Origin of the sequence: Pontibacter locisalis (genome assembly GCF_042684605.1) — a bacterium.
GTDB classification, from domain to species: domain Bacteria; phylum Bacteroidota; class Bacteroidia; order Cytophagales; family Hymenobacteraceae; genus Pontibacter; species Pontibacter locisalis.
The window spans coordinates 382530-408098 of the sequence record NZ_JBHULU010000012.1 but is presented as its reverse complement, the minus strand read 5'-3'; the positions used below and the strand labels follow the sequence as shown (position 1 = coordinate 408098).

The window sequence follows — 25569 nt, the reverse complement described above, 5'->3', positions numbered from 1 at the left end:
GCACCGACAGCAGGAACTGGAAATAAAACAGTGGAAAAAGAAAACCTCCAACACAAACGCATTGGAGGTCTCAGTTTAAAGAGTAATTTCGTCTAAAATCCGTCAACTTATTTCAGGACGAGACATGAAGTATCTATATATTAAAGAAGTAGCGACTGCATATAAAATACTTTTAAATTATAGCATAAATTAATTTCTATTCGTTAAAAGGGTTCACAGATTACAGTAAACCACATATTAAACTTATGAAAAGATTACTCAGACCGTATCTTGCACTACTTATGATGGGTTCTTTGATGTTCACAACCACAGCTTGTAGCGATGATGATCCGGAGCCGGTAGAAGAACAGGAACTGATCACAACCCTTACTATTAATTTACAGCCTGAAGCAGGTAAAGGACAGCCAGTATCAGCTACTTTTAGTGATCCTGATGGTCCGGGAGGCAGTGACCCAACAGTAAGCACTTTAAACCTGGTACCAAATACTACCTACACTGCAACGATCACTGTGAGTGATGATAGTCCAAACGGAGCAGGAAACCTTACTCCAGAAATAGAGGCAGAGGGAGATGAGCATGAATTATTTTATACAGTTCCTTCTGGCCTGAATTTAACAGTGTCTAAGACAGACCTAGATAAGAATAACCGTCCGATAGGGTTAGAAGCAACCTTCGTTACTGGAGCAGCCAGCTCTGGAACAATGAAAGTAACGCTGAAGCACCAACCTGGCCTGAAAGGGAACACTAGTGATATTACGAAGGGAGAAACTGACGTTGAAGCTGATTTCCCGGTAGTTATTCAATAGGTAAATTTTATTTTTCTGAGAAATAGGCACTTATAAAAAGTGCCTATTTTTTTTGCTCTAGCCCCTAAGCAGATATTCTCTCCGGCACAATATTAGTGTATACTAATACAGATATACATCAACTTAATTTCCCAATCCAATGAAGCTCTTTTCTAAACTTATCGGTAGCCTGGCACTAATGTCTGCTTTTACTTTAACCTCCTGTGAAAAGCAAGAGATCAACCTAAGTGTTGTGCCTGTTAATGGCATGACTGTTACCCTTACACCACAAGCAGGCGGAGATTCGCAAAGCTTTACGATGAGCACTACTGTTATGGATAATGCAGGAAGAGAGCATGGAACATTTAAGCGTGAAGACATAATCCTACAGGCCAATACCACTTATGATGCTACTATTACCTTTTTCTCTGATAAAGGTGGTGTGCGTCAGGAACAGAATGAAGCAATTAAGAGGGAAGAGGCTTATTATACCGTTAAATATTTCGCGAACAGTAATAGTACCTCAACAATAGAGGTAGATGTTTCTGTCATAGATAAAAAGGCAGATGGTACACCGCTAGGTTTTAAAACCAAATTTAAAACTGATGCCGCGGGCATGGATGCGATTAATGTGGAGTTGTTTGTTGCAAAAAGTAAGGGCAACTCCTCCATGAACGGAACGGTATTTAACGCTACCTACTGGATTGATGTCCAGAATTAAGGTTGATAGTAATTAGGTAAAGCAAGAAGGGAGGATCATTATGGTATGATCCTCCCTTCTTGCTTTACTTTTTGCTCTTCCCTGTCAAATAATCGACTGCCTGCTGTATCCGCCGGGAACGGGTCTCAGGTCTTTTCGCCTCAAGTACTGCCACCACATACTCTTTTCGATGTGTAAAGGCTAGCTTATTAAACTCCTCCACCAGATTTGCTTGCTTCAATGCTTTTGTCATGTCCTCCGGTAGTATAACCGTTTTTGTTTTACGATCTATACCTGGAATGTCTATTCCAAACATGGAGGCTTCTTTCCTTTCAGATGTTTGCTTAAACCTTAAAGATGACCAGGCCTCATCAATGGCTATTTGCCTTACCCCCGCAAAACCTAATTCTGCTACAGGTTTCCACCCTTCATCGCGGGTAAGGTCTGACTTTATACCTGATGATTTCTTTGGGTATGCAATCCAGAGCATAGCGCCTGGTTTCAGCAAAGCAATTGCCTCCGGTGCGAAATGCACCAACTCTTCTTTGCTTCGAACAAACAGCTGCACCGCGTCATAAGCACCCATGGAGGGTGCCTCATCAGCAACGGTTACGTTGTGCCCTTCAGCTACTAAGCTTTGGCCGAACCACTCAGGAGCATTTACCAAGAGCAGAGACTGACCGTTCTTCAGCTGTAATTTCTTACCAATTGCCGTCATAGCATTTACTTTCTTAAGCTTCGAAATCTTTTTACAGTCTAATCTACTAAAAATCATCATTTACCTAAGCCTAAACAAGTGCGCTTGCCGGATTATGCAACAAACACTATATTTAAGCAACAGACAACTGAATGCTTATGCCAGAAATATCCGAAAAGAAACAAAAGCACTATTTATTCAACACTTCTGTAATTGTTGCCGCACTTGGTTACTTCGTTGACATCTATGACCTCGTACTGTTCAGCATTGTTCGTATACCGAGCTTACAGGATTTAGGAGTTACCGGACAGAACGAGCTTTTAGAGCAAGGCGTGCTTCTTTTAAACATGCAGATGCTCGGCATGCTCGTTGGAGGAGTAGCCTGGGGCATACTTGGTGATAAGCGTGGCAGACTCTCTGTACTTTTCGGGTCCATTTTTCTGTATTCTGTAGCTAACATCATGAACGGCTTTGTCAGTAGCATACCCATGTATGCTTTCCTGAGACTAATAGCAGGTATTGGTTTGGCTGGTGAACTGGGAGCAGGAATTACCTTGGTTTCTGAAGTGCTGCCAAAGGAAAAGCGTGGCTACGGCACTATGGTGGTGGCAACCATAGGTATTTCAGGCGCTATACTGGCAGGAGTAGTGGGGGAATATTTCGGCTGGCGAACCTCATACTTCATTGGTGGCGGACTTGGTCTGCTGTTACTGTTCCTGCGGGTTGGGGTGTATGAGTCTGGAATGTTCAACAATCTCAAAAAGACTCAAAATGTTACACGTGGAAATTTTGTAAGCCTCTTTACGAATGGCAGGCGCTTCTGGAAATATCTGAAGTGTATCTTAATTGGTGTGCCCATCTGGTATGTAGTAGGTATACTAATAACCTTCTCCCCAGAATTTGGCATAGCCCTTGGCATGGAAGAGACGGTCTCTGCGGCTAAAGCTGTTTCTTTCTGTTACCTCGGTCTTGTTTTTGGAGACTTTGCCAGTGGCTTCTTAAGTCAAAGGTTTAAAAGCAGGCGTTATATCGTAGTGGCTTTTCTACTTTTAACAGCTGTTTTTGTAGGTGTTTACCTGCTGGGGCACGCTTTTGAGCTAAACACCTTTTATACTATCTGTGTTGCGCTTGGATTCGCCAGCGGATACTGGGCAGTATTTGTCACTATAGCTGCCGAGCAATTTGGTACCAATATACGCGCGACTGTAACAACCACAGTCCCCAATTTTGTACGAGGAGCTGTGGTGCCACTTACCATTTCATTCAGCTTTTTAAAAGATGGAATTGGGCTTGTTCCGGGAGCCTTGATACTAGGGGGCATCAGCCTTGTGCTGGCACTCATTTCCATACTTTCTCTGGAAGAAACTTACGCAAAAGACTTGGACTACATGGAGCCAGTTTAGCCAAGCTATGGCAAGACAAACAAGCCAGAAAGCCTCCCTCAGTCTAACACCATAAACAACTGATAACAAACATCTTGTTAGATGACATCTATCACCAAAGGCCGGGGCCTTAATACAACATAAATATTGCACAGCAAGTATATATAATATAGAGTTTAACTATAAATATTACTTGCCTATGAACAAAACATCTACACTTAAATTTTCCGATTATACTTTATTAGTTCTTTTCTCCTTTGCGCTCATCTTTAGCTCCTGCTCTACGCATATCGAACAGGAAGTGAAAACAGCGGAGGCAGAAACTGAAATCATGGCATCTAAAGAAGTAACTGCTGTAACTGTGGCAGCCATAGAAAGGCCATCTGATGAGGTATATTTCGACCTGATTGCCAACACCTCTAACTGTCTTGGAGAAGATCTCTGGTTAGGAGGAAAATTGGAAAGCTCAGACAAAGTACATCTGAGTAAATCAGGAGCGATCTCCAAGACAAAAGTTTACGAGGTAACAGAGCTAACTGCTACCGGACTAAACACGAATAACAACTACCTGATAAACAACTCCGGTACTCTTCAGGCCAAATATGATGAGAAAGGCGTTGTTTTCTTACAGCTTAACGAAGGGGAAATAAAGCTGAAGCCTTACCACAGCGCCGCACCAATTGTGGTTGCCTATCAGCCTGAGGATGGATACTTCGATGGCACACTTGGCCGCTGGAGTTGTAAGTAAACGATAAAGCAGAGCGGGCTGTATCACCCTTACAGCCCGCTCTGCTTTATTCTAATCTATTACTTCCTCTTCTATCTCTTCCTCCTCCGTACTTTCATCTTCAAAGCCAAGCGCCTGCATTCTCTCATTACCAGCATCCAGGGCTTTCTTTAGCTCAGGATTCTGCTCTAAACGCTTACCTACTTCCGGATCAAACATTATTTCGAAAATAGTTTTCAAATAGGCCTTTTCTCCTGCTCGCTTCTCCAGCTCTTCCTTATCCTTTTCTGTCAATCCCTTTACCCATCGCTCCAATTCCGGCTTTATCTTTTCGATTTCTGTTATAAACTCATTCGTTGTTTTATTAATTATCACAATGGCTTTCTTGTCGTCCTTTTCGGCAAAGGCTGTCTTCAGCCCTACAGCATACTTCTCCATAATCCTGTCGTACTTCTCTTCAGTAGGATGTTTGCTTATGTTTGAAACAGCTGCGGTTACCTGAGCAGGACCTGCAACAGCAGTGTATTGCAATATACCTAAGCCCATACCTGCACTCAGGAAGAAAACTAATGTTATTTTTTTCATAGTGTAAATTAGATTAATTATATGCAATTATACGAATTATAAACAAAATTAGCCCTGTATCAGGCACTGTTAAATTTTTATAGTGGTCTGTATCCCTATTTTACACGTAATTCCTTCAAAGCGAAGTCTATTTATTAAATTTGGGAATGATATTATATAATGTAACTGTAAGTATTGACACCAATGTAGCCGAGGAGTGGCTGCAGTGGATGAAAGAAGTTCACATACCAGAGGTAATGGCAACCGGCTATTTTTTAGGTAATCAGATTTGCCGGGTAATGGGAGAAGAGGATACAGGAGGCATGACCTATGCAGTACAATACACCTGCAGAAGTGTAGAGGATTTACAGGAGTACCAGCGGGAGCACTCTCCCGAACTACAGCAGAAAGTAAACGAACGATATGCGGGCAAATACGCATCATTCAGAACTATGCTGGAAGTTGTAGGAATAAATGTAGAACGCACTGATGAAAAGTAATGATTAAAAACGAAGGAGCCGTTGACACATAGTTTATTAAACTGCGTCAACGGCTCCTTCATCTTAGCCTTCTTTAGTATAATCAGGCAATATAGTTTTGTATCTGCTGCTCTGTCATTGTACAGTTAATCCACTCTGCGTCAAGTTCAGCGCCAATCTTTTTATAGAACGCAATCGCCGGCTCATTCCACTCCAGAACCTGCCATCTAAACCGTTTTGCACCTGTTTCTTTAGCTTCCTGTGCTACAGCGTTAAACAGCTTTCTGCCAATACCGCTACGCCGTAACTGCTCCGTCACTACAAGATCCTCCAGATAGGTAGTTTTGCCCTTCCAGGTAGAGTAGGCGGTATAGTAAAGAGCCATACCAACAATCGCACTGTCAGACTCAGCTACAAAAAATTTATAAATCTGGTTCTCACCGAATCCATCCCGCTGCAGCTCTTCTAATGTAATGGTAACTTCCTGCGGCGCACGCTCATACTCTGCCAGCTCCTGGATTAATCCCAGTACCTGAGGCAGGTCATCAATGATTCCTTTTCTTATTTGTATCATTTAAATTTTATCTCTGATTCTTATAAATTATCATACCCCTGGCTCTTCCAAACCGTTTTGGCCTGAACCAGCTCTTTACCGGCTTTCTCGCTGCTAAGTTTGTGCAGATTTACGCCTGCACCATCCCCGGGCCCTGCCTCTGAAAGAACAGTATCACCCAGTAAGCATTCAGCCCTGAAAATAATGTCTACTTCCTGCAAGTCCTGCTCTAAAATCTCTGTCGGCAAGGTGTCCAGCACCCACTGTAGATAGCGTGTATTCGTCACGTGCCTGTTCAGGTCAATGTCGTGCCAGCGTACTACCATCTTCTGTGAAAAAGCTGTCTCCTGTAGTTGCGGAAGCTTTCCCTTTGCAAAGGGCAGAGGCTCCTTTCCCTGTACTATTTCTACTGCCAAAATAAAATCCGGCACCGATACCAACTGGCGTTTTACTACATCCATCACCAGCCACACACTAGTTGCCTGCCCCAACAGCTCTCCTCCAGAACCATAAATCCTGAAGTCCCGGTGCAGAAAAACGCGCTCTCTGCCCGAGGCCCATGTCTCTACCTTTATACTTTCGCCATGTCGCGGATAATCAAACATTTCTATTCGTATCCGCTGCAGTACCCACGTTAAGCCTCGCTCCAGCAGTTCATACATGGAAATTCCTAAGTCAAAGGTATTTTCCCAGGCCGCCTCCTGCATGTACCCAACTAAAGCCGGTAAAGTCGATCGTCCTTTATGATCTATCTCACTGGAACGTATTTTAAATTCCGTTATCCCTCCTGTTGATTTCATAGCTGCTGGCTTTTGCTGCTCGCTAAGTTAAAAGAAAACAAAACAAAAGGCACACCTTGTACAAGGTGTGCCTTTTGTTTTGTTTGTAGTGCTACGGAAACTATATCATAGAACCAACACTGTATCCTATCATCATAAATACCAGCCCCAGAGCGTAAAGCCCAAAAAAGACAATTGTTAATATGCCCATGAACCTTAACAGTGACCTTAGGTTTTTAAACGACTCAGCAATTATATTTTCACTTTGAAGGCGCAGCGCATCCTGCATTTTAGCTGAAAAACGGTACAGGTATAATACCGGAAAAAAGTAAAGCAGGGCAAGAAGCAGGTAGAACATGGCAAAGAAAACTCCTCCGGCAAGCCCTGCACCTCCTGCCATTTCATTCATCATTGGGCTGAAAAACGATCCTGCAAAGAAGGCGAAGAGCACTGTAAGCCCAATCACCACAAAGCCAACAATAGCCAAAAACTTACCCCATTTTGCTGCGCTACTTAAAAAGCTGACTGAGTCACTGTTAACAAGTATTAATTGTGAATTGGGACTATTATCGTAAAAACTGGATTCCATAAGTTGTGGCTTTATAATATTCTCTAATATATAAAAATATTAATTTAAACCAGTTGCAATACTGCTAAAAACAGCCGCACTACCTCAAGCAGGCAGTGCGGCTAAAGTATAATGGCAGATTATACTTGTTTATTGTTGTGCCTGGTATGGGTTCACACCCATGTTTTTATAGATGAAGGCATACGTATCAGCATACTCCTGTATAAGCAAGGAGGTAGGCTTACCGGCGCCATGCCCTGCACGAACATCTACTCTTATCAGGTATGGATTGCCAGGGGCTCCTTTTTCCTGTAGTTCAGAGATGAATTTAAAAGAGTGTGCCGGAACTACCCGGTCATCATGATCTGCTGTTTTTACCAGTGTTGCCGGATATTTCACGCCTTCTTTAATATTGTGCAGCGGCGAGAAAGTATATAGGTTCTTGAATTGTGCTGGTTCGTCTGAAGAACCATATTCTGGCACCCAGGCCCAACCAATAGTGAACTTGTGGAAACGCAGCATGTCCATAACCCCTACAGCAGGAATAGCCACTTTTGCCAGATCAGGGCGCTGTGTCATGAAGGCACCTACCAACAGGCCCCCATTAGAACCACCTGCTACTGCCAGCTTCTCTGAAGATGTATACTTCTGATCGATCAGGTACTCAGCAGCAGCAATAAAGTCGTCAAACACGTTCTGTTTGTTCGGCGTCATACCGGCTTTGTGCCATTCTTCGCCGTACTCACCACCTCCGCGCAAGTTAGGCATTGCATACACACCACCATTCTCCAGCCATAGCATATTGGCAATGCTGAAGCTTGGTGTCAGGGATATATTAAAACCTCCATAAGCATAAAGGTAAGTAGGGTTATTACCATCAAGCTTCAGCCCTTTCTTATGCACAATGAACATCGGAACTTTAGTGCCGTCCTTGGAGGTATAGAACACCTGCTTCGTTTCAAAGGCATCAGTATTCACATTCACTTCTGTTTTGCGGAACTGCGTTACCTTGTTGTTCGGGATGTCATAGCGGTAAATAGTAGGTGGATAGGTGAACGATGTAAAGGTAAAGAACACCTCATTATCATTTTTATCGCCGCTAAAGCCGCTTACCGTACCCAGCGTTGGCAGCTGCACTTCGTTCAACTGCTTCCCGTTCTGGTCGTACACTACTACCTGGCTGGTAGCGTCTTTCATGTAAGTAACAATAATTCTGTTTCCCACTGAGGAAACACCTTGAATCACTTTGTCAGACTCAGGCACCACTACCTTCCAGTTCTGCTCCTGTGGCTTCTTTGGGTCGATCATCACCAGGCGGTAACGCGGCGCATTCTTATTTGTCATCACCAGCAGTTTATCACCGAAGTTATCCACTACATTGTACTCGCTCTCGAAGTTGTCAATAATTGGCTTGATTGTCGACTTCTGATCTTTGAGATCTTTATAATACAGTGCATTAGCACCACTGGCACCCTCCGAAGCATTCAGGACCAGAAAGCGTTCATCGTCAGTTGTCTGTCCATAGAAATTACGAAGCGCATGCGCTTTATCTTCATACACCAGTTGGTCCTGGCTCTGCGGAGTGCCTACTTTGTGGTAGTATACTTTATGATACTCGTTCTTATTTGCCAGCTTGTTACCTTCGGTTGGTGCCTCATAACGGCTATAAAAGAAACCATCTTTATACCAGCTCGGGCCGGAGAACTTTACCCACTCAACCTGGTCATCCAGCTTCTTACCGGTTGCAGTCTCCATAACGTGGTAAGTGTTCCAGTCTGAGCCGCCGCTTGATGTACCATAGGCCACATACTTCCCATCTTCGGAGAACTGTAGGGCAGTAAGTGCCACTGTACCGTCTTCGCTTAGCTTGTTCGGGTCAAAGAATACTTTTGGCTCTGCATTAAGTGATTCCTGCACGTACAGCACACTCTGGTTCTGCAAACCATCGTTTTTGAAGAAATAGTACTTTCCACCTTCCTTGAACGGAGCGCCATACTTCGGGTAGTTCCAGATCTCAGTCAGGCGACTCTTGATCTTGTCCCTGAAGTCAATGTCGCTAAGGTATTCCTGTGTTACCTCATTCTGTTCCTCTATCCACTCATCTACCTCTTCCGTATGTGTTTCGAGCCAACGATAGGGGTCTGCTACTTTCGTTCCGAAGTAATCATCTACCTGATCCATTTTCTTTGTTTCAGGGTAATCTAAATCCAAGTCTTTTTCAGCCTCTACAGCGGCTGTAGTTGTTTCTGTAGTCATGCCTGTGGCAGTTGTATCGTTTTGTGATGATTTGCAAGCCGATACAGCTGTTAAGCCGCCGGCAAGCAGTAAAACTGTTGTTTTTTTCATGATGGCTTAGCCTTATAAACGTTTAAGTGTATTGATAAAGCAATTAACCAAGTTACGTAAAAATAGGAAGAGTTGCACATCCTTAAGTCTGGCAGACATCACTAATTATCCCAGTATAGGTTAATACTCAGCTAATTTCGTGCTAAAAATTCTTATTCCAGAACAAGCTTACGCTAAAGTTTATTATAGTACTTTTGCCCGCTTTTGTATCGAACCACAGGGGGGCGATATAAGTATAAAAGGTCTTAGCAACACTGGCTTATGATAGAAGAACTGGAAGACGAAAGATTGCTGCAGAAATATGAGCAGATAGCTGACAGGCTGTCTGAAAAAGGATATGCTATTGTAGATAATTTCCTTGAGCCACACGAGGTAAAGAACCTCCTGGAGGTACTAACGCACCACCAGGAACAGGGTACATTTAAAAAAGCAGGCATAGGCTCAGCAGATCAGTTTACAGTGGACAAACAGGTTCGTGGTGATTATATCCGCTGGATTGAGCCTTCGCAGGCATTACCGCCTACACAGGTGTTCCTGGATCGTATGAATGAGGTAATGCGCTACATTAACCGCACCTGCTTTCTTGGGCTGAAGGATTATGAATTCCATTTTACAGTATACCCCCCAGGTACCGTTTACCAACGCCACATTGATCAGTTTCAAGCAAATGATCACCGGCGCCTGTCTTTCATCTGCTACCTGAATGAGGATTGGCTGCCGGAGCATGGTGGAAACCTGCGCTTATACTTGCCGAAGCAGGACGGCTCTGAGGAAGAGGTAGACATTTTACCTATAGCAGGCCGTTTAGCATGTTTTCGGGCTGACCTGATTCCGCATGAAGTCTTAGCGGCCACCCGTCACCGCTACAGCCTTACGGGCTGGATGCTGGACCAGCTGAAAGAGCTTACGTTTTTATAGAGGAGAGCTTTACTGACCAAAATTGATCTCCGTGCTATCGCCGATGTTCAGGCTGTGGCTAAAGCCTTTGAAGGAGGCGTCGCTGCCGATAATAGAATCTTCCATAACTGCATACCGTAGTTCTGAGAAAGAACCAATAATAGAGTTGCTAAGGATGCAACTAGTAAGGGTCGTGTTATCGCCGATCGCTACGTTAGGGCCAATGATAGAGTTTGTGATCGTGCAATCCTGACCAATGCTCACGGGAGGAATAATGATGCAGCCAGGGCACATCTTGCTGTAGTCCCGGTCACGAAACTTTGGGCGGGCAAGCAATGTAGCGTTAGCCTGCAAAAGTGTATCTTTCCGGCCGCAGTCAAACCAGTGGTCAACGTTCCATGGCACCATTTTCTCGCCGCTCTTGATCATGTGCATCAAGGCATCTGTCAGATGATATTCGCCCTGAGTTCTCTGGTCTTCAACAATAATATGTTCCAGAGAAGCAATAAGCTTTTTAGGGTTGAGTATCTTGTATAAACCTACAAGAGCAAAGTTAGACTTTGGTATCTTCGGTTTTTCAACCACCTTAACAACATATTCATCATTGCCTACTTCGGTTACACCAAAGAGAGACGGCTTTGCAACTTTCTTAACACCAAGTACAGAAGTGGGAGCTGCTATTACAGCTTTAAGGTCCACATCTACAATGGCATCGCCGAGCATGATCAGCACACTATCATCGTGCTCATAAGTGTGGCGGGCAATCCAAAGGGCATGGCCAAGACCTTCCCGGGGCTCCTGCACCACGAATTCAGCATTTATGGCCGGATATTTCTGCCGAACATAACGCTCTACTTTCTCCCCCAGGTAGCCGATAATGAAGACAAAGTCATCTATGCCCGCTTCCAGAAGCTTTTCAATGATATGCCCTAGTATAGTGTTGTCTGCTACGGGCACCAACGATTTAGGCTGCGTGTGCGTGTGCGGCCTAAGCTTTGAACCAACTCCTGCAACAGGTATAATTGCTTTCATACACTATACTTTTCCCGCAATATATTGATTTTCTTCCATATAATAAAAAGCTAACCCGGGGGTTATTGAGCTAAACAAGCGACTACACCTAATGTTATAACGCAATAAACATAGGGAACTGTTAATTTTTCCATATTTACCCACCTTTCCTAACATGAGTTTACTAAATTCGTACTCATAGGGCCTGCGGGCAATTCAAAACGTACAAAACAACTATACTTTTAACCATGAAAAAACTTTTTTTTTACCTTATTGGCTTTGTTATACTTGCGTCTCAATCCTCTTGCGGCTACAACACAATGGTAGCGAAGGACGAAACTGTGGAGGCAGCATGGGCCAATGTGCAGAACGCATACCAACGCAGAGCCGACCTGGTACCCAACCTTGTTAATACTGTGAAAGGTGCTGCCAATTTCGAAAGAGAAACTCTTACAGATGTAATAGAGGCGCGCGCTAAAGCAACTAGTGTTAATATTAGCCCTGATAATCTTTCTCCTGAAAACATACAACGCTTTCAGCAGGCACAGGGAGAACTTAGCAGTGCCTTAAGCAGGCTGTTGGTTTCAGTAGAGCGATATCCGGAACTAAAAGCCAACCAAAACTTTCTGGAGTTACAGGCGCAGCTGGAGGGAACAGAAAACCGGATATCTGTTGAACGCAGAAAATTTAACGAGACGGTGCAGGACTATAACTCTTATATCCGATCATTCCCGCACAATATGGTGGCTGGCATGTTTGACTTTGATAAGAAGGGTTACTTTGAGGCCGATGCCGGTGCTCAGACGGCTCCGACTGTAGAGTTTTAATTTACCTTGCCAACTGTTGGTTACGCTACACAGGTACAATAAGTAATTACTAACAACCACACTTATGCCTAGAGACACGATAACTCCTGCTGATGAGGAAAAAATAAAGGCCGCTATCAAAGAGGCTGAAATGAACACATCAGGCGAGATACGGGTACATGTTGAAAGCAACTGTGAGGGCGATGTTTTAGACCGCGCCACAGAAGTTTTTGCAGACCTGCATATGCACAAAACGGAGCAGCGTAATGGTGTTCTATTTTATGTAGCCCTGGAAGATCATGAATTTGCCGTGCTTGGTGATGCTGGAATAAACGCCACTGTACCTGATCATTTCTGGGAAGACATTACAGCAGAGGTAATCAGACACTTTAAGCAAAAGCAGTACGCAGAAGGCCTGTCTAAAGGAATTCTGATGGCCGGGGAGCAGCTGAAAGCTCACTTCCCTTACGACCGCCACGGAGATATAAATGAACTGAACGATGATGTGTCGTTCGGAGAATAACTATACATGAAGCATTCAATTCTATTTACCTCCTTTTTATTTTTTTGCTTTTTAGCATTTGGTCAGAACAGCGATTTCCCACCAAGGCCCAACCCGCCACGCCTCGTTAACGACATGGCGGACATGCTTACAGCCGAGGAAGAAAGTGCGCTTGAGGAGAAGCTGAAAAATTACAACGACACAACTTCTACTCAGATAGCTATTGTTACATTAAACTCTATTGGTGGTTATGATCCTAACCAATATGCTGCTGAACTTGGTGAAAGGTGGGGTGTTGGCACCGGGAAGAATGATAACGGCCTGATTATACTTGTAGCAAAAGAGCAAAAGAAAGTTTCTATCCAAACCGGTTATGGCATGGAGGCTTATGTGCCCGATGCCCTGGCAAAGCGTATTACGGAGCGCACCTTGAAGCCGGCCTTTTCACAAGGCCAGTTTTACCAGGGGCTTGACCGGGCCACCAACCTTATTATCGACCTAGCAAGCGGCGCTTACCAGGCAGACCCTAATGCGATGGGAGACGGAGAGGAAGAAGGAGGCCCTTCTATATTATTCATAATCATCATTGTGATCCTGGTTGTTTTTATACTTTCCAGAATGGGAGGGGGCGGAGGAAGAGGTGGCCGCAGAGGCTACTCCCGCACTTTTGGTGGTCCGGTGATAGTACCAGGTGGCTTTGGCACATTCCGTTCTGGCGGAGGCATGTTTGGAGGCGGCGGCGGAGGAGGTGGCTTCGGCGGCTTTGGAGGCGGTTCTTTCGGAGGAGGAGGCGCCAGTAGCAGCTGGTAAATAAGTAGACGTTGTAAATAGAAAGTGCGGCAGGAACCGATTCAACGATTCCTGCCGCACTTTTTTGTTATCTCTCTTAAGGAGTATTGTATATCAACCTCCCATTATACTGATAATAACGGCCATGTACACAACGCTGATCACAGCCGCACCAGCCCCGAATCCTGCAGCAGCTTTACCTATTTTGCGTTTTCGGGCTTGTTTCAGGAATGTTTCACGGTACACAGGCTCTTTTAGAAGGTGTCTGTTTGGATTATAGTCTGAATTGATGTTTGGTGATACTGCTGAGATAACCGCACCTGTCACCAGACCTGCTGCCGGGTGCATAATGGTAGACCCCATAGTTGTCCAGAAAACGCCTCTCGCTTTATAATAGGCGTTGGCGTCTAACTTGGCCTGCAGTCGTAATTCTGCTTGTTCAACAACAGTTGTCTTCTCGTCAACATAAGTCTGCTCTGCCAATTTCTCAGGATTTTCGGGCACGGTTAACCTCAAGTGTGCAACATCCTGCCTCGACATCGCCAGAAGAGGTCCGTTTTGATCACTAAAGTACCGGTAGTGTACAGAATCAGCGCTTAAGTTGACTATTCTGCCTACAACCTGCTCTCCATTCCTTTTAACAATAACATCCTGCGCCCATGAGCCTGTCACAATCAGGCACAAAACAACTAATAGTAAATTTCTTACATACAAAGCCATATTTCACTTTTACATTTTATAACTCACAGAGGAACTTTCTATATATTTCATCTTCGAAATATTTAAACGTAAATAGAAAATATATGGATATATAAATTTAATATTGTTTAAATACTATATATGAGTTAAAACAAATAATGGTGCTTTTTATGAGTTTTGTAATCATTTTAAGTTGGAAAGCGTTGTAGTATTTTATCTTTTACCAAGAAAACGATTAGTCAAGGGAAGGGTTATACATGAAGTTGTTTGGAGACAGCATTAAAGCAAAGGTTATAGTCGGGTTTGGCCTTGCTTTAAGCATAGTGGTATTCGCTATATATCTTACCTATGCCAGCTTTACAAAGCTGCTACACTCAGTAGATGTGCTTTCAGAGCCAAACAGGAAGCTCAGCAGTTTACAGCACACGTTAGCTACGATATCTGCTGCAGAAAGCTCTATTCGTGCTTATACACTTACTACTAAGGAAGAGCATTTTAATGCATACCTAAACCAATTGACTTCCATAGAAGAGCAGCTGGATACACTGGAGGCTTTAATGGATGATAATCCCCACGAACTTGCTCAGGTGGACTCCGTTTCCAGCTTACTGCAGGAAAAGCAAGAAAGCCTGCAAAACTTTATCGCATTAAAGAAGGAGCAGCAAAATCTTAATCTATCTGCAAAAGCTATGCGCCAAATTGCTTCCTCAGCAGAAGAAAAGCCTCTTTCCACCACCATAAAACAAAATACCACCACTACTATCTCAGACAAACTTTCTTTAAAAGAGGAGGAAGATAGACCGAAAGATGAAGAGCCGGAAGAAAAGAAAAGTTTTCTGGGTAAACTTTTCTCTCGCAAAGAAAAAAACAAACAGGAGCCACAAACGCCTCCTGCTGTTATAATACCAGAAATAAATGTGACGCGCGAAGTAAAAGTAGATACCAGTGTAGCAACTTCTCCTGTGGCTCCGCTAGCTAAAGTGCGGCGGATCTTACACAATGTACAGCGCGAAGCAGAACAAAAAGCAGAAGAGTTACAGGTAAAGGAGCTGGCACTATTACAGCAGGATAAGCAGATAATGGACCAGATCCGAAACATGATGTACGACCTGGAGCGTCACGAACTTGAGCAGTCAGTAGAGAATTCTGCTAAAGCACGTGTAGTGGCAAGAGATACTTCTATGGTACTGTTGCTGATCGGAGTAGCCGGCCTGGGCGGCGGGTTAGCTTTTATTGTCCTCATCCTGCGCGACATCTCCCGCAGCAACAGGTATAGGCACAGCCTTATAAAGGCACAGAAGGAAGCAGTACAGCTCGCAAGGGCAAAAGAAGCTTTCGTGGCTAACATGAGCCATGAGATGCGAACACCTTTGAACGTTATACTTGGTTTCACACAGCAATTACATCACGCTCCCTTAGAGGCACAGCAACAGGAGCATGTACAGGCTATCAATGGCGCTGGACAGCACCTGCTTCATATCGTTAACGATGTGCTGGATCTTTCTAAAATGGAAGCGGGCAAGCTAAACATCAACTCCACTACTTTTAGCATGCAGCAACTGCTGACAGAGGTAAAGCAGGCATTTTTGCTTAAAGCATCAAGCAAGAATGTTGATTTCCTCTGCCGTATGGAAGACAGTATGCCAGATACTTTAGTAGGAGATGCACTTCGTATCAGGCAGGTGCTGTTTAACCTGGTGGATAACGCAATTAAGTTTACGCACCAGGGACAGGTAAGCATTAATGTTAAGCTCCAGAAACAGCGCCGTAACCGCATTGTAACATGTATCACGGTGTCTGATACGGGCATAGGTATTCCGGCTGGCAAGGTACAGCACGTATTTGGGGAATTCAACCAGGCTGACGATTCTATTCTTCGGAAGTATGGAGGCACAGGCCTTGGACTATCGATCAGTAAGAAACTGGTGGATATGCAGGGAGGCACACTCACTGTAAAGAGCGAGCAAGGCCAGGGCACTACTTTTACGTTGGTACTACCACTGCAAAAAGCGCAGGAAACAATAGGTATGATGGCAAAAGAAGTACCGGCGCAGGAGTCGTTTCAAGGGCTTCGTGCTTTGGTAATTGATGATGATGCCTATAGCCGCACCCTGGGAGAACTTATACTGAGCAGATGGGGCATGCTGGTACATTTAGCGAATGATGGCCAGGAAGCACTGGAACTGGCAAAAGAGAACAGGTATGATGTTATATTAACTGATTTACAGCTACCGGGAGTAAGCGGTAAAACAGTAGCACGGGCTATCAGAAAGTACGATAAAGAAGTGCCTATTCTTGCTGTGTCAGCGAATATTCTTAGTAATGACCCTGACTTCTTTAAAGGTTCGTCAATTAACGGGCATTTGTTAAAGCCTTATACTGAAATGGAGCTGCACCAGAAGCTACAGGAGGTGTTACCACTTTCTATGCTCCCTTCTACAACACCTACAGAAGAGCTTGAAGTTGACCCCAATCAGAACATGCAGCCAAAGCCACAAAGCGAGCTCTACAGCCTGCATGAGATGCGCCTCTTTACAGGCGACGATAACCTTACATTAGCTGCAGTTCTGGAGGTGTTGCTGAATGACCAGAATGATAATCTTGATCAGCTACAGGTTGCCGCAAAAGAGGAGAACTGGATAAAAGTGGCAAACGTTGCCCATAAAATGCTTACTGCCTTCAAACACCTGCAGTCGGCTACTGTTACTCCAGGGCTAGAGAGGCTGGAACAGGTTTTGCATTCTCCGGAAGCAACAGTTGATAAATCAAAATTGTCCGAAGTTGTAGCCGATACAACCATAAAGGTAAAAGCCGTACTTCTGGCGCTACAGTGCGAACTAGTGCAGATAAAAGAAACTGTACAGGAAACTGCTTAAGTCACCTATGCCTCTATGTTATATAGCTTGAGCTTGTTGTAAAGGGTTTTGCGGTCGATGTTCAGCAAACGAGCTGCTTTAGCTTTGTTGTATTTCACTTTCTCCAGCATCTTTAGGATAAGCTCACGCTCATTACGCTCGTTAATACTCTTCAGGTTAGTACCCTCAGCAGTATCGGCCCCTGTTGACTCAACCTGTTCCGGGCTCGCAGTTTTGGGATTGTAATTAACTACTTCTGAAGGGAGTGCTTCTGGTGCCACATGTGTGTTCCTTGTCAGGAGCACAGCACGTTTTACTACATTCTTTAACTCACGTAGATTACCGGGCCAACTATACTTCAAAAGCGCATATTCTGTAGCAGCGTCAAATCCCGCTACATTTTTCTCCAGTTCCTCATTTGCCTGTTGCAAAAAATGCCTGGCAAAAAGCACAATGTCTCCATCACGTTCCCGCAAAGGAGAGATATTAATCTTAAACTCATTTAGGCGGTGGTAAAGATCTTCTCGGAACAAACCGTTACTTACGGCCTGCGCCAGATCCTCATTTGTTGCAGCAATAACACGTACGTCCACATCCAGGTCAACGGTACTGCCAATCTTCTTCACCTTGCGCTCCTGCAGTGCCCGCAGAAGTTTTACCTGCACTTCATAGGGCAGGTTCCCGATCTCATCCAGGAACAATGTACCCCCTTCTGCCGCCTCGAACTGCCCTTGTTTGTCCTTATCGGCACCAGTAAACGCTCCTTTCACATAGCCAAACAGCTCGCTCCCAGCCAATTCTTTCGAGAGGGCACCGCAATCTATGGCTACAAAGGTTTTGTCATGGCGTTTGCTGTTTTGGTGTATGGTACGGGCTACATACTCTTTACCGGTACCACTCTCCCCCTCAATGATTACAGAAAGGTTTGTAGGTGCCACCAATGATATAAACTCTTCTATCTGGGCTGCCTGCTCACTCTGTCCATGTACAAATTCTGCACTTGTTACCGCAGGTTCTTTTTGGTTTTCACTTATCCTCTTCTGAAGCGCATTCTGCACCAGAAGCAGTGTTTCGTCAGGGTTGATAGGTTTGGTAACATACTCAAAAGCTCCCATCTTTATTGCCTTCACAGCTGTTCTGATATCAGCATAATGTGTCATCAGAATTACAGGCATATCTTCTGAGAGAATCTTTATTTGCATCATTAACTCCAGGCCATCCTTGTCGGGCAGCCTAAAGTCCGTAAGAATTAAATCAAAGGAGTTATTTTTAACTTTTTGCAGCCCTTCATGGGCTGTGTAGGCTACTTCAACTTCGTACTGGTGCCGCTGCAAGAATGCTTTCAGCATCAGGCAAAAAGCTGGATCATCATCTATCAGGAGGATTCTTGGCATAGTACTTTCACTTTTCCACAGCCCGTACTCTGGCTGCAAGGGCTACTTTGTAACGACTAAGAGCGCAGATTTGTTCGTTCTTCTTTCACACGAATTTTACTTACTTCAAGGAGCATAAAAAAAAAGAAAAGCTCCCGCGCCAACAGAAGCTTTTCCTTAATAACTTATATAAGAATGGCATTAGCCTTCAATCAGCTCTACCAGACAAATCTTTGATCATTCCTGACTGTCAGATTTTCTTCGGTAGAGGCTGCACTAAATTTACTTAGCAGCTGCTCACCTGATACCTGTTTTGCTAATTGCTCCTGCTCTCCAGGCGGAGCATTTTGCCTGGCCACATTTTGCTCCTGAACATCCGCCACAAAAGTGAGGCCGTAAAGAGCAAAAGCTGCAGCTAACACATCCTTTTTTCTCATGAACTATTTTATTAATGCTTTAAAAAATATCTATTTTATTTTCCTTCTTTGCCAGCAATCACTTTACCCTCTTCATCAAATCGGGCAATAGCTTTTTTCTGCTCGGCGTTAGTGAAATGTATTTCATAAGTAGCTTTAGCATCTGTAACCTGTGCGTCTGGAGCTACTTTATACACTTCACTAACTTGCCAATCTTTCAGAGCATCATTTTTAAGCATCTCCTTTACAGGCTCCGGCAATGCCTCAGCTGTAATTTGCTGCTTTTTGTCATTTTGCTGTGTCTGCTCTATAGTTTGTGGCTGCTGAGTAGAGTTTAATTTATCGGATTGAGCTTTGGCTTCTGTTGAAAATGCACCAATGGTGCCTAGTGCAATGGCAAATACAATTGTCTTTTTCATGTTTTATTTTTTGTACTAATGCGTGCTTAAAGTGAGATGTTTTAACCATTAAGGTCATCCACCTATATGACATAACCATGCCAGAGATCACAACACAATCACAAAATATTGAAAACTAGACTTTTATATATTTTATTATTATTTACTCCATATAGTGCAGCTGAAAGAAGTGTAGAATATTTCCACACTTTGTGGAATTGCGCTACAAAGTGGGCACTCTCAGCAAACACTTATCTCTTGATCAAAGGCTCCTCTTTTACAACCAAAATCCCATAAGCGACTTCATCTCTTTAAAAAGGTTGCTCAAAATTAGTTACCTTTAACACATGAGTGAACCACGCAAAAAACTATTCCTGCTAGATGCACTGGCACTGATTTACAGGGCGCACTTTGCCTTCAGCAAAAATCCGCGCATCAACTCTAAAGGCATGAACACTGGCGCTGCGCTAGGCTTTACCAACACCCTTGTGGAGGTATTACAAAAGGAAAAACCTACTCATATTGGTGTTGCCTTTGATTCCGCCGCAAAGACATTCCGGCACGATAGCTTTGCCGATTATAAAGCAAACCGGCAGGCACAGCCTGAGGATATATCGATCGCCATACCTTACTGCAAGAAAATTGTGGAGGCCTTTAATATTCCAGTACTAATCATGGATGGTTATGAGGCTGATGATATAATTGGAACGTTGGCCTGTAAAGCGGACAAGGCAGGGTTCGATGTTTATATGATGACACCCGATAAGGACTACTGCCAGCTGGTGAACGAACACATTTTCCTGTACAAGCCTGCTTTTATGGGTAATGCCATCGAAGTGTGGGATGAGCAGAAAGTATTAGAGAAGTGGGAGATCGAGCGTGTAGAGCAGGTAATAGATATACTGGGCCTACAGGGCGACGCTGTGGACAATATACCTGGCATACCTGGCATTGGTGAGAAAACAGCTAAATCGCTGATCCAGCGCTTTGGCACTGTAGAGAATCTTATAGCCAACACAGACCAGCTAAAGGGAAAGCAGAAGGAGAACGTGGAAAAATTTGCCGACCAGGGACTAATGTCTAAAGAGTTGGCAACGATTCACCGTGATGTACCTGTACAGTTTAGCGAAGATGCCCTGCACTATGACGGACCAAACGAAGAGCAAGTGACGGAGCTCTTTGCAGAATTGGAATTCCGGCAGCTGGCACAACGCGTATTTGGACAAACTTTAGCCTCTGCTACTACAGCCCCTGCTGCCAGGCCTGCCCGTAAAGGTAAAGCAGCGGCAGATAACCAGACTTCTTTGTTTGATACTGCAGCTGCTCCAACAGCCACCACAGAAGCTATTGAAGGAGAGGCAGCCCCAACTTTAATGCGCAGCTTTAAAACTACGCTACAACACTACCACCTGATCGATACGCCCGCTTTACGGGAAAGCCTCATAAAATACCTGCTGATGCAGGATGAAATATCTTTTGATACTGAAACAACAAGCATAGATCCTATCACGGCCGCTTTAGTTGGTATGTCGTTCTCCTACCGCCCGGGAGAAGCCTATTATGTGCCAGTACCTCACGATAACCTGGAAGAGGCGCAGCGGATAGTTGAGGAGTTTAAGGATGTACTTGAAAATGCTACCATTGCAAAGATCGGCCAGAACATCAAGTATGATATTCTGGTTTTGAAAAGCTATGGGGTAAAAGTAGAGGGACCTATTTTTGACACCATGCTGGCACATTACCTCCTGGAGCCGGAGATGCGCCACAACATGGATGTGCTGGCAGAAACATACCTCAACTACAGCCCCATCCCGATCACAGAATTGATTGGTCCTAAAGGTAAGAACCAGAAGACCATGGCCGACCTGGAGCCAGCAGAGGTGAAGGATTATGCCTGCGAAGATGCTGACATAACCTTACAGTTAAAGCAGTACTTTGAGCCACTGCTACAGGAACAGGGGCTCATGAAACTGTATCAGGGTGTAGAGACTCCACTGGTGCAGGTGCTTGCTGGTATTGAGAAGGAGGGAATAAGCATAGACTCTGATGCACTGGCAGATTTCTCCACACAACTTGAAAGCGAGATCATCAACATAGAAAAGCGTATTTTTGATATAGCTGGTGAGCAGTTCAACATAGGTTCACCGAAACAACTGGGGGAGATACTTTTCGATAAGCTACAGCTGCACGGGAAATCCAAGATTAAGAAAACGAAGACAGGACAATATGCTACAGGAGAGGAGATCCTTTCCAAAATGGCAAACGAACATGAGATTATCCGCCTGATCCTCGAACACCGGGAGCTGAGCAAGCTAAAATCCACTTATGTGGATGCGCTGCCTCAGCTGGTTTGTGAGCTGGACGGACGGGTGCACACCTCCTTTAACCAGGCGGTTACTGCAACAGGTAGGTTAAGCTCTACGAACCCAAACCTGCAGAACATCCCTATCCGTACGGAGCGTGGCCGCGAAATACGAAAAGCCTTTGTGCCTCGCAACAACAAACACCAGATCATCTCTGCTGATTATTCTCAGATAGAGCTCCGTATTATGGCTGATTTCAGCGGTGATCCTACCATGAAAGAAGCCTTTAGGAACGGCATAGACATTCATGCTTCTACTGCAAGCAAAGTGTTTCATGTCCCGCTTGATAAAGTAGACAGTGAAATGCGCCGTAAAGCCAAAATGGTAAACTTTGGTATCATCTACGGCATCTCTGCTTTCGGTCTTGCAGAACGTTTAGTTATACCTCGCCGTGAGGCTGCTGATATCATTGAAGCTTACTTCCTGGAGTTTCCTGCCATCAAGGAGTATATGGACACAGCAGTGGAAAAAGCACGGGAGTTGGAATACGCTGAAACCGTTTTAGGTCGCCGTAGATACCTGCGTGACATTAACTCCCGCAACCAGACAGTTCGCGCCTTTGCTGAACGAAACGCCATTAACGCTCCTATTCAAGGCACCGCTGCAGACATTATAAAAATAGCCATGATCAACATACATGACTACCTGCAGCAGGAGAAGCTGCAAACACGCATGATCCTACAGGTGCATGATGAATTGCTGTTTGATGCCCCCAAAGAGGAAATAGAGATCGTAACCCCAAAAATTGTGGAGCTCATGACCAATGCGCTACCCCTGAGCGTACCAATGGAGGTAGGCCTGGGCGTAGGCGATAATTGGCTGGAAGCACATTAAGGATTATATATGATGGTATAGGACATAAAAAAAGCACCTCTTGCGGAGGTGCTTTTTCAATTTGTGTAAGCTAAAGTTATGGTAGCAACACTGTTCTGTATTGTGTTTCATCAACTAAAGGCACGTTAGAGCCATACTTGCTGTTGATGGCTTTTATCATCTCATTTGCAGCTATCGCATTACCTCTAGGCGTTAGGTGAATACCGTCCAGAGAAAACAGGTTACCTGTAATGTAAGCAGGAGAATAAGAAACTCCGTTTCTTGAGAAGCCACCTTTGATGTTATTGAAGAACGTATGTGCATCCCAAAGGGCAAGATTCTTTGCTTCGGCCTGCGCTCTGATGATATTGTTAAAAGCAGTAGTTGCTGTTTTAATGTTTTGCTGCTCTGTTGCATCAAGCACTAAAGCACTTGGAAGCGGGTTTCCAGCAGAAAGACCAAACATTGCAGTTGTATCAACCTGATAGTTTGCTAACAAAGACGCTAATGTACCTCTTACAATAACAGGATCCTGACTTGGGCTAACCTGACGAGCTAATTCTCTCCAGTATCTACCTGTTGGCTGACCAACCAAAGGAGCATAAGTAGAGGCAGTCAGTGGAAAGAAAACACCGTTCTGTGCCGCATTTATCTGAGCTGTTCCAATCTGAATACGGGAGCTACCAGAACCTGTAAGGGCAACTAAACCGGGTATGTTATTAGCAGCAAGCAACTGCTTTACAGAGCCTCCTACTGTAGTAAAGAAAGGGATAGCAGTAATATCTGGAATCGTAACCAGAATACCTTCTTCTCCGTCAGCAGTTAACACATTCACTAAAGCAGAGAAATTCTCATCGAAAGTAGGTACCGGTGTAATTTTCTGGGCATCAGAATTTAATGCACCACCTGAAAACGCACCACCTGAAGTTGCATAAGCCAGTACATCGTTCTCAGCCATCCATAAGCTAAAGAAAGTATGGCTAACAGCCTGCGCCTTCTCCTGTACAAATTGCAGGTATGTCTGCATTGGGTTATCTGTCAGGCGCTCAAAGAAAGGGTTTCCTTGAACACTACCATATCCTGGCGTCTTAACATCAGCTACTCTAATGCCTGGAACAGCTAAGTTGTTAATAGTACCAGTGAACTTAGTGTAAAGCGGCATACCCTTGTCATTTACACCACGTACTGCAAGGTCTGTAGTTACTTTCGCAGTAATAGGAGTACCCTGAGGAGTGAAGCCGACTAAGCGGAGATAGCCAGAGCCATTTCTTTGAGCTTCAGAGAACAGAGGCTGAACAAATTCTCCACCATCAACCACTTCAAATTGTTGTGCCAGTATTGCGGGAGTAGAAGTCAACTGTCCTTCACGATACAATCCACCATCAGCATACCCAGCGCTCAGAGAGTTACCAACAGCAAGGTAAGAAGAAAAATCTGCCTGACCTGATACTGCTGCAGGTGCATCTACTTCAGGGTCGCAGCTTGTAAGCAACACACTAGCAAACAGGGCTAGTACGCTTGATTTATATAAGTACTTTTTCATGACTATTTTGAAAAATTAAAATTTATAAGTTACACCTAAACCAGGAATGTAAGCAACTGACTTAAAAGTTCCGGCAGTACTACCTGATAATTCTGCTGTGTCTGTTCTCTCCTTTTTGTTGATATAAAGGAAAGAGGCATCGATAACAAAATTAGAGATGGTATAACCAAGACCGACAGAAAGACCTCTGGAGTCAGCATCCGGAGTTTCTGGAGTCAGGTATCCATCCTGTACAGGAGTCTGGTCATAGTAAGCACCAGCACGCACAGCAAGTGCATCTGTTGCCATGTATTCTCCACCTATACGGTAAATCATAGCGTCTTCATAGTTTCTGTCGCTCTCAGATACAAGACCTTCAGGCGCTGGACGCCCTACTGCCTGGCTAAAGTCAAACCGAAGTTTTTCATAAGCACTCCAGCCAACGCGGCTCACATCTGCTGCCAATGTCAGGCGCTCGCTTGGTCTGTAGCCAATACCAAGTGATATGGTAGAAGGCATTGGTAATTCTGCCGAGAAGGTAGTACCATCCGGGAAGAGAGGCTTTGCTATATCAGGTATATTGCTAAAATTAACATCTCCATCTTCAACTTCAAGGTCCACTTTGGAACGGTAGCTCAGTCCTAATGAAAACTTCTCTGTTGGCTGGAAATAAATGCCAGCGTTAAATCCAAAAGCAGTGTTTGCACCACCATCTAGCTCTATACCACCCTCAGTGCCATCCTGATTCTGTAAAGGTAATACACGCTGCAGGTTTACGGCGCCTGTAGCTATTACCAAGCCCGCTCCCACTCCAATCTTATCAGTGATCTGGTAGCTAATGGTTGGCTGAAAGAAAACGGCTTTAAGGTCAATTTCATTCAGGTTATAGCGCCCCCGCCACTCATCTCCCCATCTTACGCCACTGCCAAACGGAGTATAAACACCAAGGCCTACTTTTAACTTTTCGTTTATGCCATAAACTGCATAAACCTGGAAAGGAGTACCAAAGTCATTATCAGCCTCAGCTGTAGAGGTTGTTGCCTCTAAAGCACGGAATGCTATTTTTGAGTTGATCGCACTGGCCCCCAAAGTCACTCCGTTCTCACGAAGGTAGCTCATAGCACCAGGGTTGAAGAAAATGCTGGAAGTACCAGTCTGAATACCTGTACCAGTGTGGCCCATACCTATTTGTCGCTGGCTCGCCAGGTTAACCTGGTAACCTCCGGCCATCGCTGTGCCTGATAAAAGTGCACCACCTAGTAAGGCTAAGATTTTACTTTTCATAAAAACGCAATTTTGAATTTAGGGTGATAATACGTCTAAACAAATATAGAAATTAATCATACTCGGCATACCTACTATCTTCCCTTTTTTCAAATATTTTTTAATATGAGTCGAAAATGATGGAAATTGGCTAAAAGTTCCGCCACATTTTATCTGGAAAGCCGATTCAGTTTATAAAGCACCCGCAATTATTGAACAAGTGTAATTTTTTATCTTATTGTTCTCTATCTTATAAAGCTGCCTTACGTTATGATACTTTCA

Annotated in this window: 24 protein-coding genes; 11 read left to right on the top strand and 13 right to left on the bottom strand. The window is 44.2% G+C overall.

Annotated elements, in window-relative coordinates:
* The first annotated feature begins 245 nt into the window (after nt 1-245).
* Nucleotides 246-806: a hypothetical protein gene (locus tag ACFSRY_RS09850; RefSeq protein WP_377506186.1), complete on the top strand. Its 561-nt coding sequence runs from the start codon at nt 246-248 to the stop codon at nt 804-806.
* Nucleotides 807-945: 139 nt separating this feature from the next.
* Complete coding sequence (locus ACFSRY_RS09845; protein WP_377506183.1) at nt 946-1506, top strand: hypothetical protein; 561 nt, start codon at nt 946-948, stop codon at nt 1504-1506.
* Nucleotides 1507-1570: 64 nt separating this feature from the next.
* Here ACFSRY_RS09845 and ACFSRY_RS09840 read toward each other — a convergent pair whose 3' ends face one another.
* Nucleotides 1571-2203 carry a YdeI/OmpD-associated family protein gene (locus tag ACFSRY_RS09840; RefSeq protein ID WP_377506180.1) on the bottom strand — a complete coding sequence of 211 codons (633 nt, stop codon included), beginning with the start codon at nt 2201-2203 and terminating at the stop codon, nt 1571-1573.
* A gap of 137 nt (nt 2204-2340) precedes the next feature.
* Between ACFSRY_RS09840 and ACFSRY_RS09835 the strand changes: the two genes are divergently transcribed.
* Both ACFSRY_RS09835 and ACFSRY_RS09830 read left to right on the top strand, forming a co-directional pair.
* Nucleotides 2341-3585, top strand: a complete 1245-nt coding sequence (locus ACFSRY_RS09835) for an MFS transporter (protein WP_377506177.1) — start codon at nt 2341-2343, stop codon at nt 3583-3585.
* A gap of 178 nt (nt 3586-3763) precedes the next feature.
* Entirely contained in the window at nt 3764-4312 is a 549-nt protein-coding gene (locus ACFSRY_RS09830; RefSeq protein ID WP_377506174.1) for a hypothetical protein, read from the top strand.
* Between the two features lie 51 nt (nt 4313-4363).
* On the opposite strand, the gene ACFSRY_RS09825 is transcribed toward ACFSRY_RS09830, so the two are convergent.
* Nucleotides 4364-4876 (bottom strand): hypothetical protein, encoded by a 513-nt coding sequence (locus ACFSRY_RS09825; protein ID WP_377506171.1) that lies wholly within the window; start codon nt 4874-4876, stop codon nt 4364-4366.
* Nucleotides 4877-5022: 146 nt separating this feature from the next.
* On the opposite strand from ACFSRY_RS09825, the gene ACFSRY_RS09820 reads away from it, so the two are divergent.
* Nucleotides 5023-5355 carry a DUF4286 family protein gene (locus ACFSRY_RS09820; RefSeq protein WP_377506168.1) on the top strand — a complete coding sequence of 111 codons (333 nt, stop codon included), beginning with the start codon at nt 5023-5025 and terminating at the stop codon, nt 5353-5355.
* Between the two features lie 82 nt (nt 5356-5437).
* On the opposite strand, the gene ACFSRY_RS09815 is transcribed toward ACFSRY_RS09820, so the two are convergent.
* From ACFSRY_RS09815 to ACFSRY_RS09800, 4 genes are all read right to left on the bottom strand, one after another.
* Nucleotides 5438-5908: a GNAT family N-acetyltransferase gene (locus ACFSRY_RS09815; RefSeq protein ID WP_377506165.1), complete on the bottom strand. Its 471-nt coding sequence runs from the start codon at nt 5906-5908 to the stop codon at nt 5438-5440.
* Nucleotides 5909-5928: 20 nt separating this feature from the next.
* Nucleotides 5929-6687 (bottom strand): acyl-[acyl-carrier-protein] thioesterase, encoded by a 759-nt coding sequence (locus tag ACFSRY_RS09810; RefSeq protein ID WP_377506162.1) that lies wholly within the window; start codon nt 6685-6687, stop codon nt 5929-5931.
* Nucleotides 6688-6787: 100 nt separating this feature from the next.
* Complete coding sequence (locus ACFSRY_RS09805) at nt 6788-7255, bottom strand: hypothetical protein (protein ID WP_377506159.1); 468 nt, start codon at nt 7253-7255, stop codon at nt 6788-6790.
* 129 nt (nt 7256-7384) lie between these two features.
* A complete protein-coding gene (locus ACFSRY_RS09800) occupies nt 7385-9580 on the bottom strand; it encodes a prolyl oligopeptidase family serine peptidase (RefSeq protein WP_377506156.1) in 2196 nt (731 codons plus the stop codon).
* A 261-nt stretch (nt 9581-9841) separates the two neighbouring features.
* Between ACFSRY_RS09800 and ACFSRY_RS09795 the strand changes: the two genes are divergently transcribed.
* Nucleotides 9842-10498, top strand: coding sequence for a 2OG-Fe(II) oxygenase (locus ACFSRY_RS09795; protein ID WP_377506153.1), 657 nt, complete (start codon nt 9842-9844; stop codon nt 10496-10498).
* Between the two features lie 9 nt (nt 10499-10507).
* Here ACFSRY_RS09795 and ACFSRY_RS09790 read toward each other — a convergent pair whose 3' ends face one another.
* Nucleotides 10508-11509: a sugar phosphate nucleotidyltransferase gene (locus ACFSRY_RS09790; protein ID WP_377506150.1), complete on the bottom strand. Its 1002-nt coding sequence runs from the start codon at nt 11507-11509 to the stop codon at nt 10508-10510.
* Between the two features lie 227 nt (nt 11510-11736).
* Between ACFSRY_RS09790 and ACFSRY_RS09785 the strand changes: the two genes are divergently transcribed.
* The 3 genes from ACFSRY_RS09785 (at nt 11737) to ACFSRY_RS09775 (ending at nt 13606) form a co-directional block, all read left to right on the top strand.
* Nucleotides 11737-12315, top strand: coding sequence for a LemA family protein (locus tag ACFSRY_RS09785; RefSeq protein ID WP_377506147.1), 579 nt, complete (start codon nt 11737-11739; stop codon nt 12313-12315).
* Between the two features lie 64 nt (nt 12316-12379).
* Complete coding sequence (locus ACFSRY_RS09780) at nt 12380-12817, top strand: TPM domain-containing protein (RefSeq protein ID WP_377506143.1); 438 nt, start codon at nt 12380-12382, stop codon at nt 12815-12817.
* A gap of 6 nt (nt 12818-12823) precedes the next feature.
* On the top strand, nt 12824-13606 hold the full coding sequence (locus ACFSRY_RS09775; RefSeq protein ID WP_377506140.1) for a TPM domain-containing protein: 783 nt from the start codon (nt 12824-12826) through the stop codon (nt 13604-13606).
* A gap of 93 nt (nt 13607-13699) precedes the next feature.
* Here the strand turns inward: ACFSRY_RS09775 and ACFSRY_RS09770 are convergent, their stop codons facing one another.
* Nucleotides 13700-14305: a hypothetical protein gene (locus tag ACFSRY_RS09770; protein WP_377506137.1), complete on the bottom strand. Its 606-nt coding sequence runs from the start codon at nt 14303-14305 to the stop codon at nt 13700-13702.
* Between the two features lie 236 nt (nt 14306-14541).
* Here ACFSRY_RS09770 and ACFSRY_RS09765 point away from each other — a divergent pair, with 236 nt between their 5' ends.
* On the top strand, nt 14542-17160 hold the full coding sequence (locus ACFSRY_RS09765; RefSeq protein WP_377506134.1) for an ATP-binding protein: 2619 nt from the start codon (nt 14542-14544) through the stop codon (nt 17158-17160).
* Between the two features lie 5 nt (nt 17161-17165).
* Here the strand turns inward: ACFSRY_RS09765 and ACFSRY_RS09760 are convergent, their stop codons facing one another.
* The 3 genes from ACFSRY_RS09760 to ACFSRY_RS09750 all read right to left on the bottom strand — a co-directional run bounded on the left by ACFSRY_RS09760 (nt 17166) and on the right by ACFSRY_RS09750 (nt 19347).
* On the bottom strand, nt 17166-18533 hold the full coding sequence (locus ACFSRY_RS09760) for a sigma-54-dependent transcriptional regulator (protein WP_377506131.1): 1368 nt from the start codon (nt 18531-18533) through the stop codon (nt 17166-17168).
* 197 nt (nt 18534-18730) lie between these two features.
* A complete protein-coding gene (locus ACFSRY_RS09755; RefSeq protein WP_377506128.1) occupies nt 18731-18949 on the bottom strand; it encodes a hypothetical protein in 219 nt (72 codons plus the stop codon).
* Nucleotides 18950-18984: 35 nt separating this feature from the next.
* Nucleotides 18985-19347, bottom strand: coding sequence for a hypothetical protein (locus ACFSRY_RS09750; RefSeq protein ID WP_377506125.1), 363 nt, complete (start codon nt 19345-19347; stop codon nt 18985-18987).
* A 326-nt stretch (nt 19348-19673) separates the two neighbouring features.
* On the opposite strand from ACFSRY_RS09750, the gene polA reads away from it, so the two are divergent.
* Entirely contained in the window at nt 19674-22523 is a 2850-nt protein-coding gene (gene polA, locus ACFSRY_RS09745) for a DNA polymerase I (protein WP_377506122.1), read from the top strand.
* Nucleotides 22524-22599: 76 nt separating this feature from the next.
* On the opposite strand, the gene ACFSRY_RS09740 is transcribed toward polA, so the two are convergent.
* On the bottom strand, nt 22600-24045 hold the full coding sequence (locus ACFSRY_RS09740) for an SGNH/GDSL hydrolase family protein (RefSeq protein ID WP_377506119.1): 1446 nt from the start codon (nt 24043-24045) through the stop codon (nt 22600-22602).
* A 15-nt stretch (nt 24046-24060) separates the two neighbouring features.
* Nucleotides 24061-25308 (bottom strand): OmpP1/FadL family transporter, encoded by a 1248-nt coding sequence (locus ACFSRY_RS09735; protein WP_377506116.1) that lies wholly within the window; start codon nt 25306-25308, stop codon nt 24061-24063.
* Between the last annotated feature and the right edge of the window lie 261 nt (nt 25309-25569).

Coding starts and splice junctions, on each gene's coding strand:
- ACFSRY_RS09850 (WP_377506186.1), top strand. CDS start 246: ATGAAAAGATTACTCAGACCGTATCTTGCACTACTTATGATGGGTTCT.
- ACFSRY_RS09845 (WP_377506183.1), top strand. CDS start 946: ATGAAGCTCTTTTCTAAACTTATCGGTAGCCTGGCACTAATGTCTGCT.
- ACFSRY_RS09840 (WP_377506180.1), bottom strand. CDS start 2,203: ATGACGGCAATTGGTAAGAAATTACAGCTGAAGAACGGTCAGTCTCTG.
- ACFSRY_RS09835 (WP_377506177.1), top strand. CDS start 2,341: ATGCCAGAAATATCCGAAAAGAAACAAAAGCACTATTTATTCAACACT.
- ACFSRY_RS09830 (WP_377506174.1), top strand. CDS start 3,764: ATGAACAAAACATCTACACTTAAATTTTCCGATTATACTTTATTAGTT.
- ACFSRY_RS09825 (WP_377506171.1), bottom strand. CDS start 4,876: ATGAAAAAAATAACATTAGTTTTCTTCCTGAGTGCAGGTATGGGCTTA.
- ACFSRY_RS09820 (WP_377506168.1), top strand. CDS start 5,023: ATGATATTATATAATGTAACTGTAAGTATTGACACCAATGTAGCCGAG.
- ACFSRY_RS09815 (WP_377506165.1), bottom strand. CDS start 5,908: ATGATACAAATAAGAAAAGGAATCATTGATGACCTGCCTCAGGTACTG.
- ACFSRY_RS09810 (WP_377506162.1), bottom strand. CDS start 6,687: ATGAAATCAACAGGAGGGATAACGGAATTTAAAATACGTTCCAGTGAG.
- ACFSRY_RS09805 (WP_377506159.1), bottom strand. CDS start 7,255: ATGGAATCCAGTTTTTACGATAATAGTCCCAATTCACAATTAATACTT.
- ACFSRY_RS09800 (WP_377506156.1), bottom strand. CDS start 9,580: ATGAAAAAAACAACAGTTTTACTGCTTGCCGGCGGCTTAACAGCTGTA.
- ACFSRY_RS09795 (WP_377506153.1), top strand. CDS start 9,842: ATGATAGAAGAACTGGAAGACGAAAGATTGCTGCAGAAATATGAGCAG.
- ACFSRY_RS09790 (WP_377506150.1), bottom strand. CDS start 11,509: ATGAAAGCAATTATACCTGTTGCAGGAGTTGGTTCAAAGCTTAGGCCG.
- ACFSRY_RS09785 (WP_377506147.1), top strand. CDS start 11,737: ATGAAAAAACTTTTTTTTTACCTTATTGGCTTTGTTATACTTGCGTCT.
- ACFSRY_RS09780 (WP_377506143.1), top strand. CDS start 12,380: ATGCCTAGAGACACGATAACTCCTGCTGATGAGGAAAAAATAAAGGCC.
- ACFSRY_RS09775 (WP_377506140.1), top strand. CDS start 12,824: ATGAAGCATTCAATTCTATTTACCTCCTTTTTATTTTTTTGCTTTTTA.
- ACFSRY_RS09770 (WP_377506137.1), bottom strand. CDS start 14,305: ATGGCTTTGTATGTAAGAAATTTACTATTAGTTGTTTTGTGCCTGATT.
- ACFSRY_RS09765 (WP_377506134.1), top strand. CDS start 14,542: ATGAAGTTGTTTGGAGACAGCATTAAAGCAAAGGTTATAGTCGGGTTT.
- ACFSRY_RS09760 (WP_377506131.1), bottom strand. CDS start 18,533: ATGCCAAGAATCCTCCTGATAGATGATGATCCAGCTTTTTGCCTGATG.
- ACFSRY_RS09755 (WP_377506128.1), bottom strand. CDS start 18,949: ATGAGAAAAAAGGATGTGTTAGCTGCAGCTTTTGCTCTTTACGGCCTC.
- ACFSRY_RS09750 (WP_377506125.1), bottom strand. CDS start 19,347: ATGAAAAAGACAATTGTATTTGCCATTGCACTAGGCACCATTGGTGCA.
- polA (WP_377506122.1), top strand. CDS start 19,674: ATGAGTGAACCACGCAAAAAACTATTCCTGCTAGATGCACTGGCACTG.
- ACFSRY_RS09740 (WP_377506119.1), bottom strand. CDS start 24,045: ATGAAAAAGTACTTATATAAATCAAGCGTACTAGCCCTGTTTGCTAGT.
- ACFSRY_RS09735 (WP_377506116.1), bottom strand. CDS start 25,308: ATGAAAAGTAAAATCTTAGCCTTACTAGGTGGTGCACTTTTATCAGGC.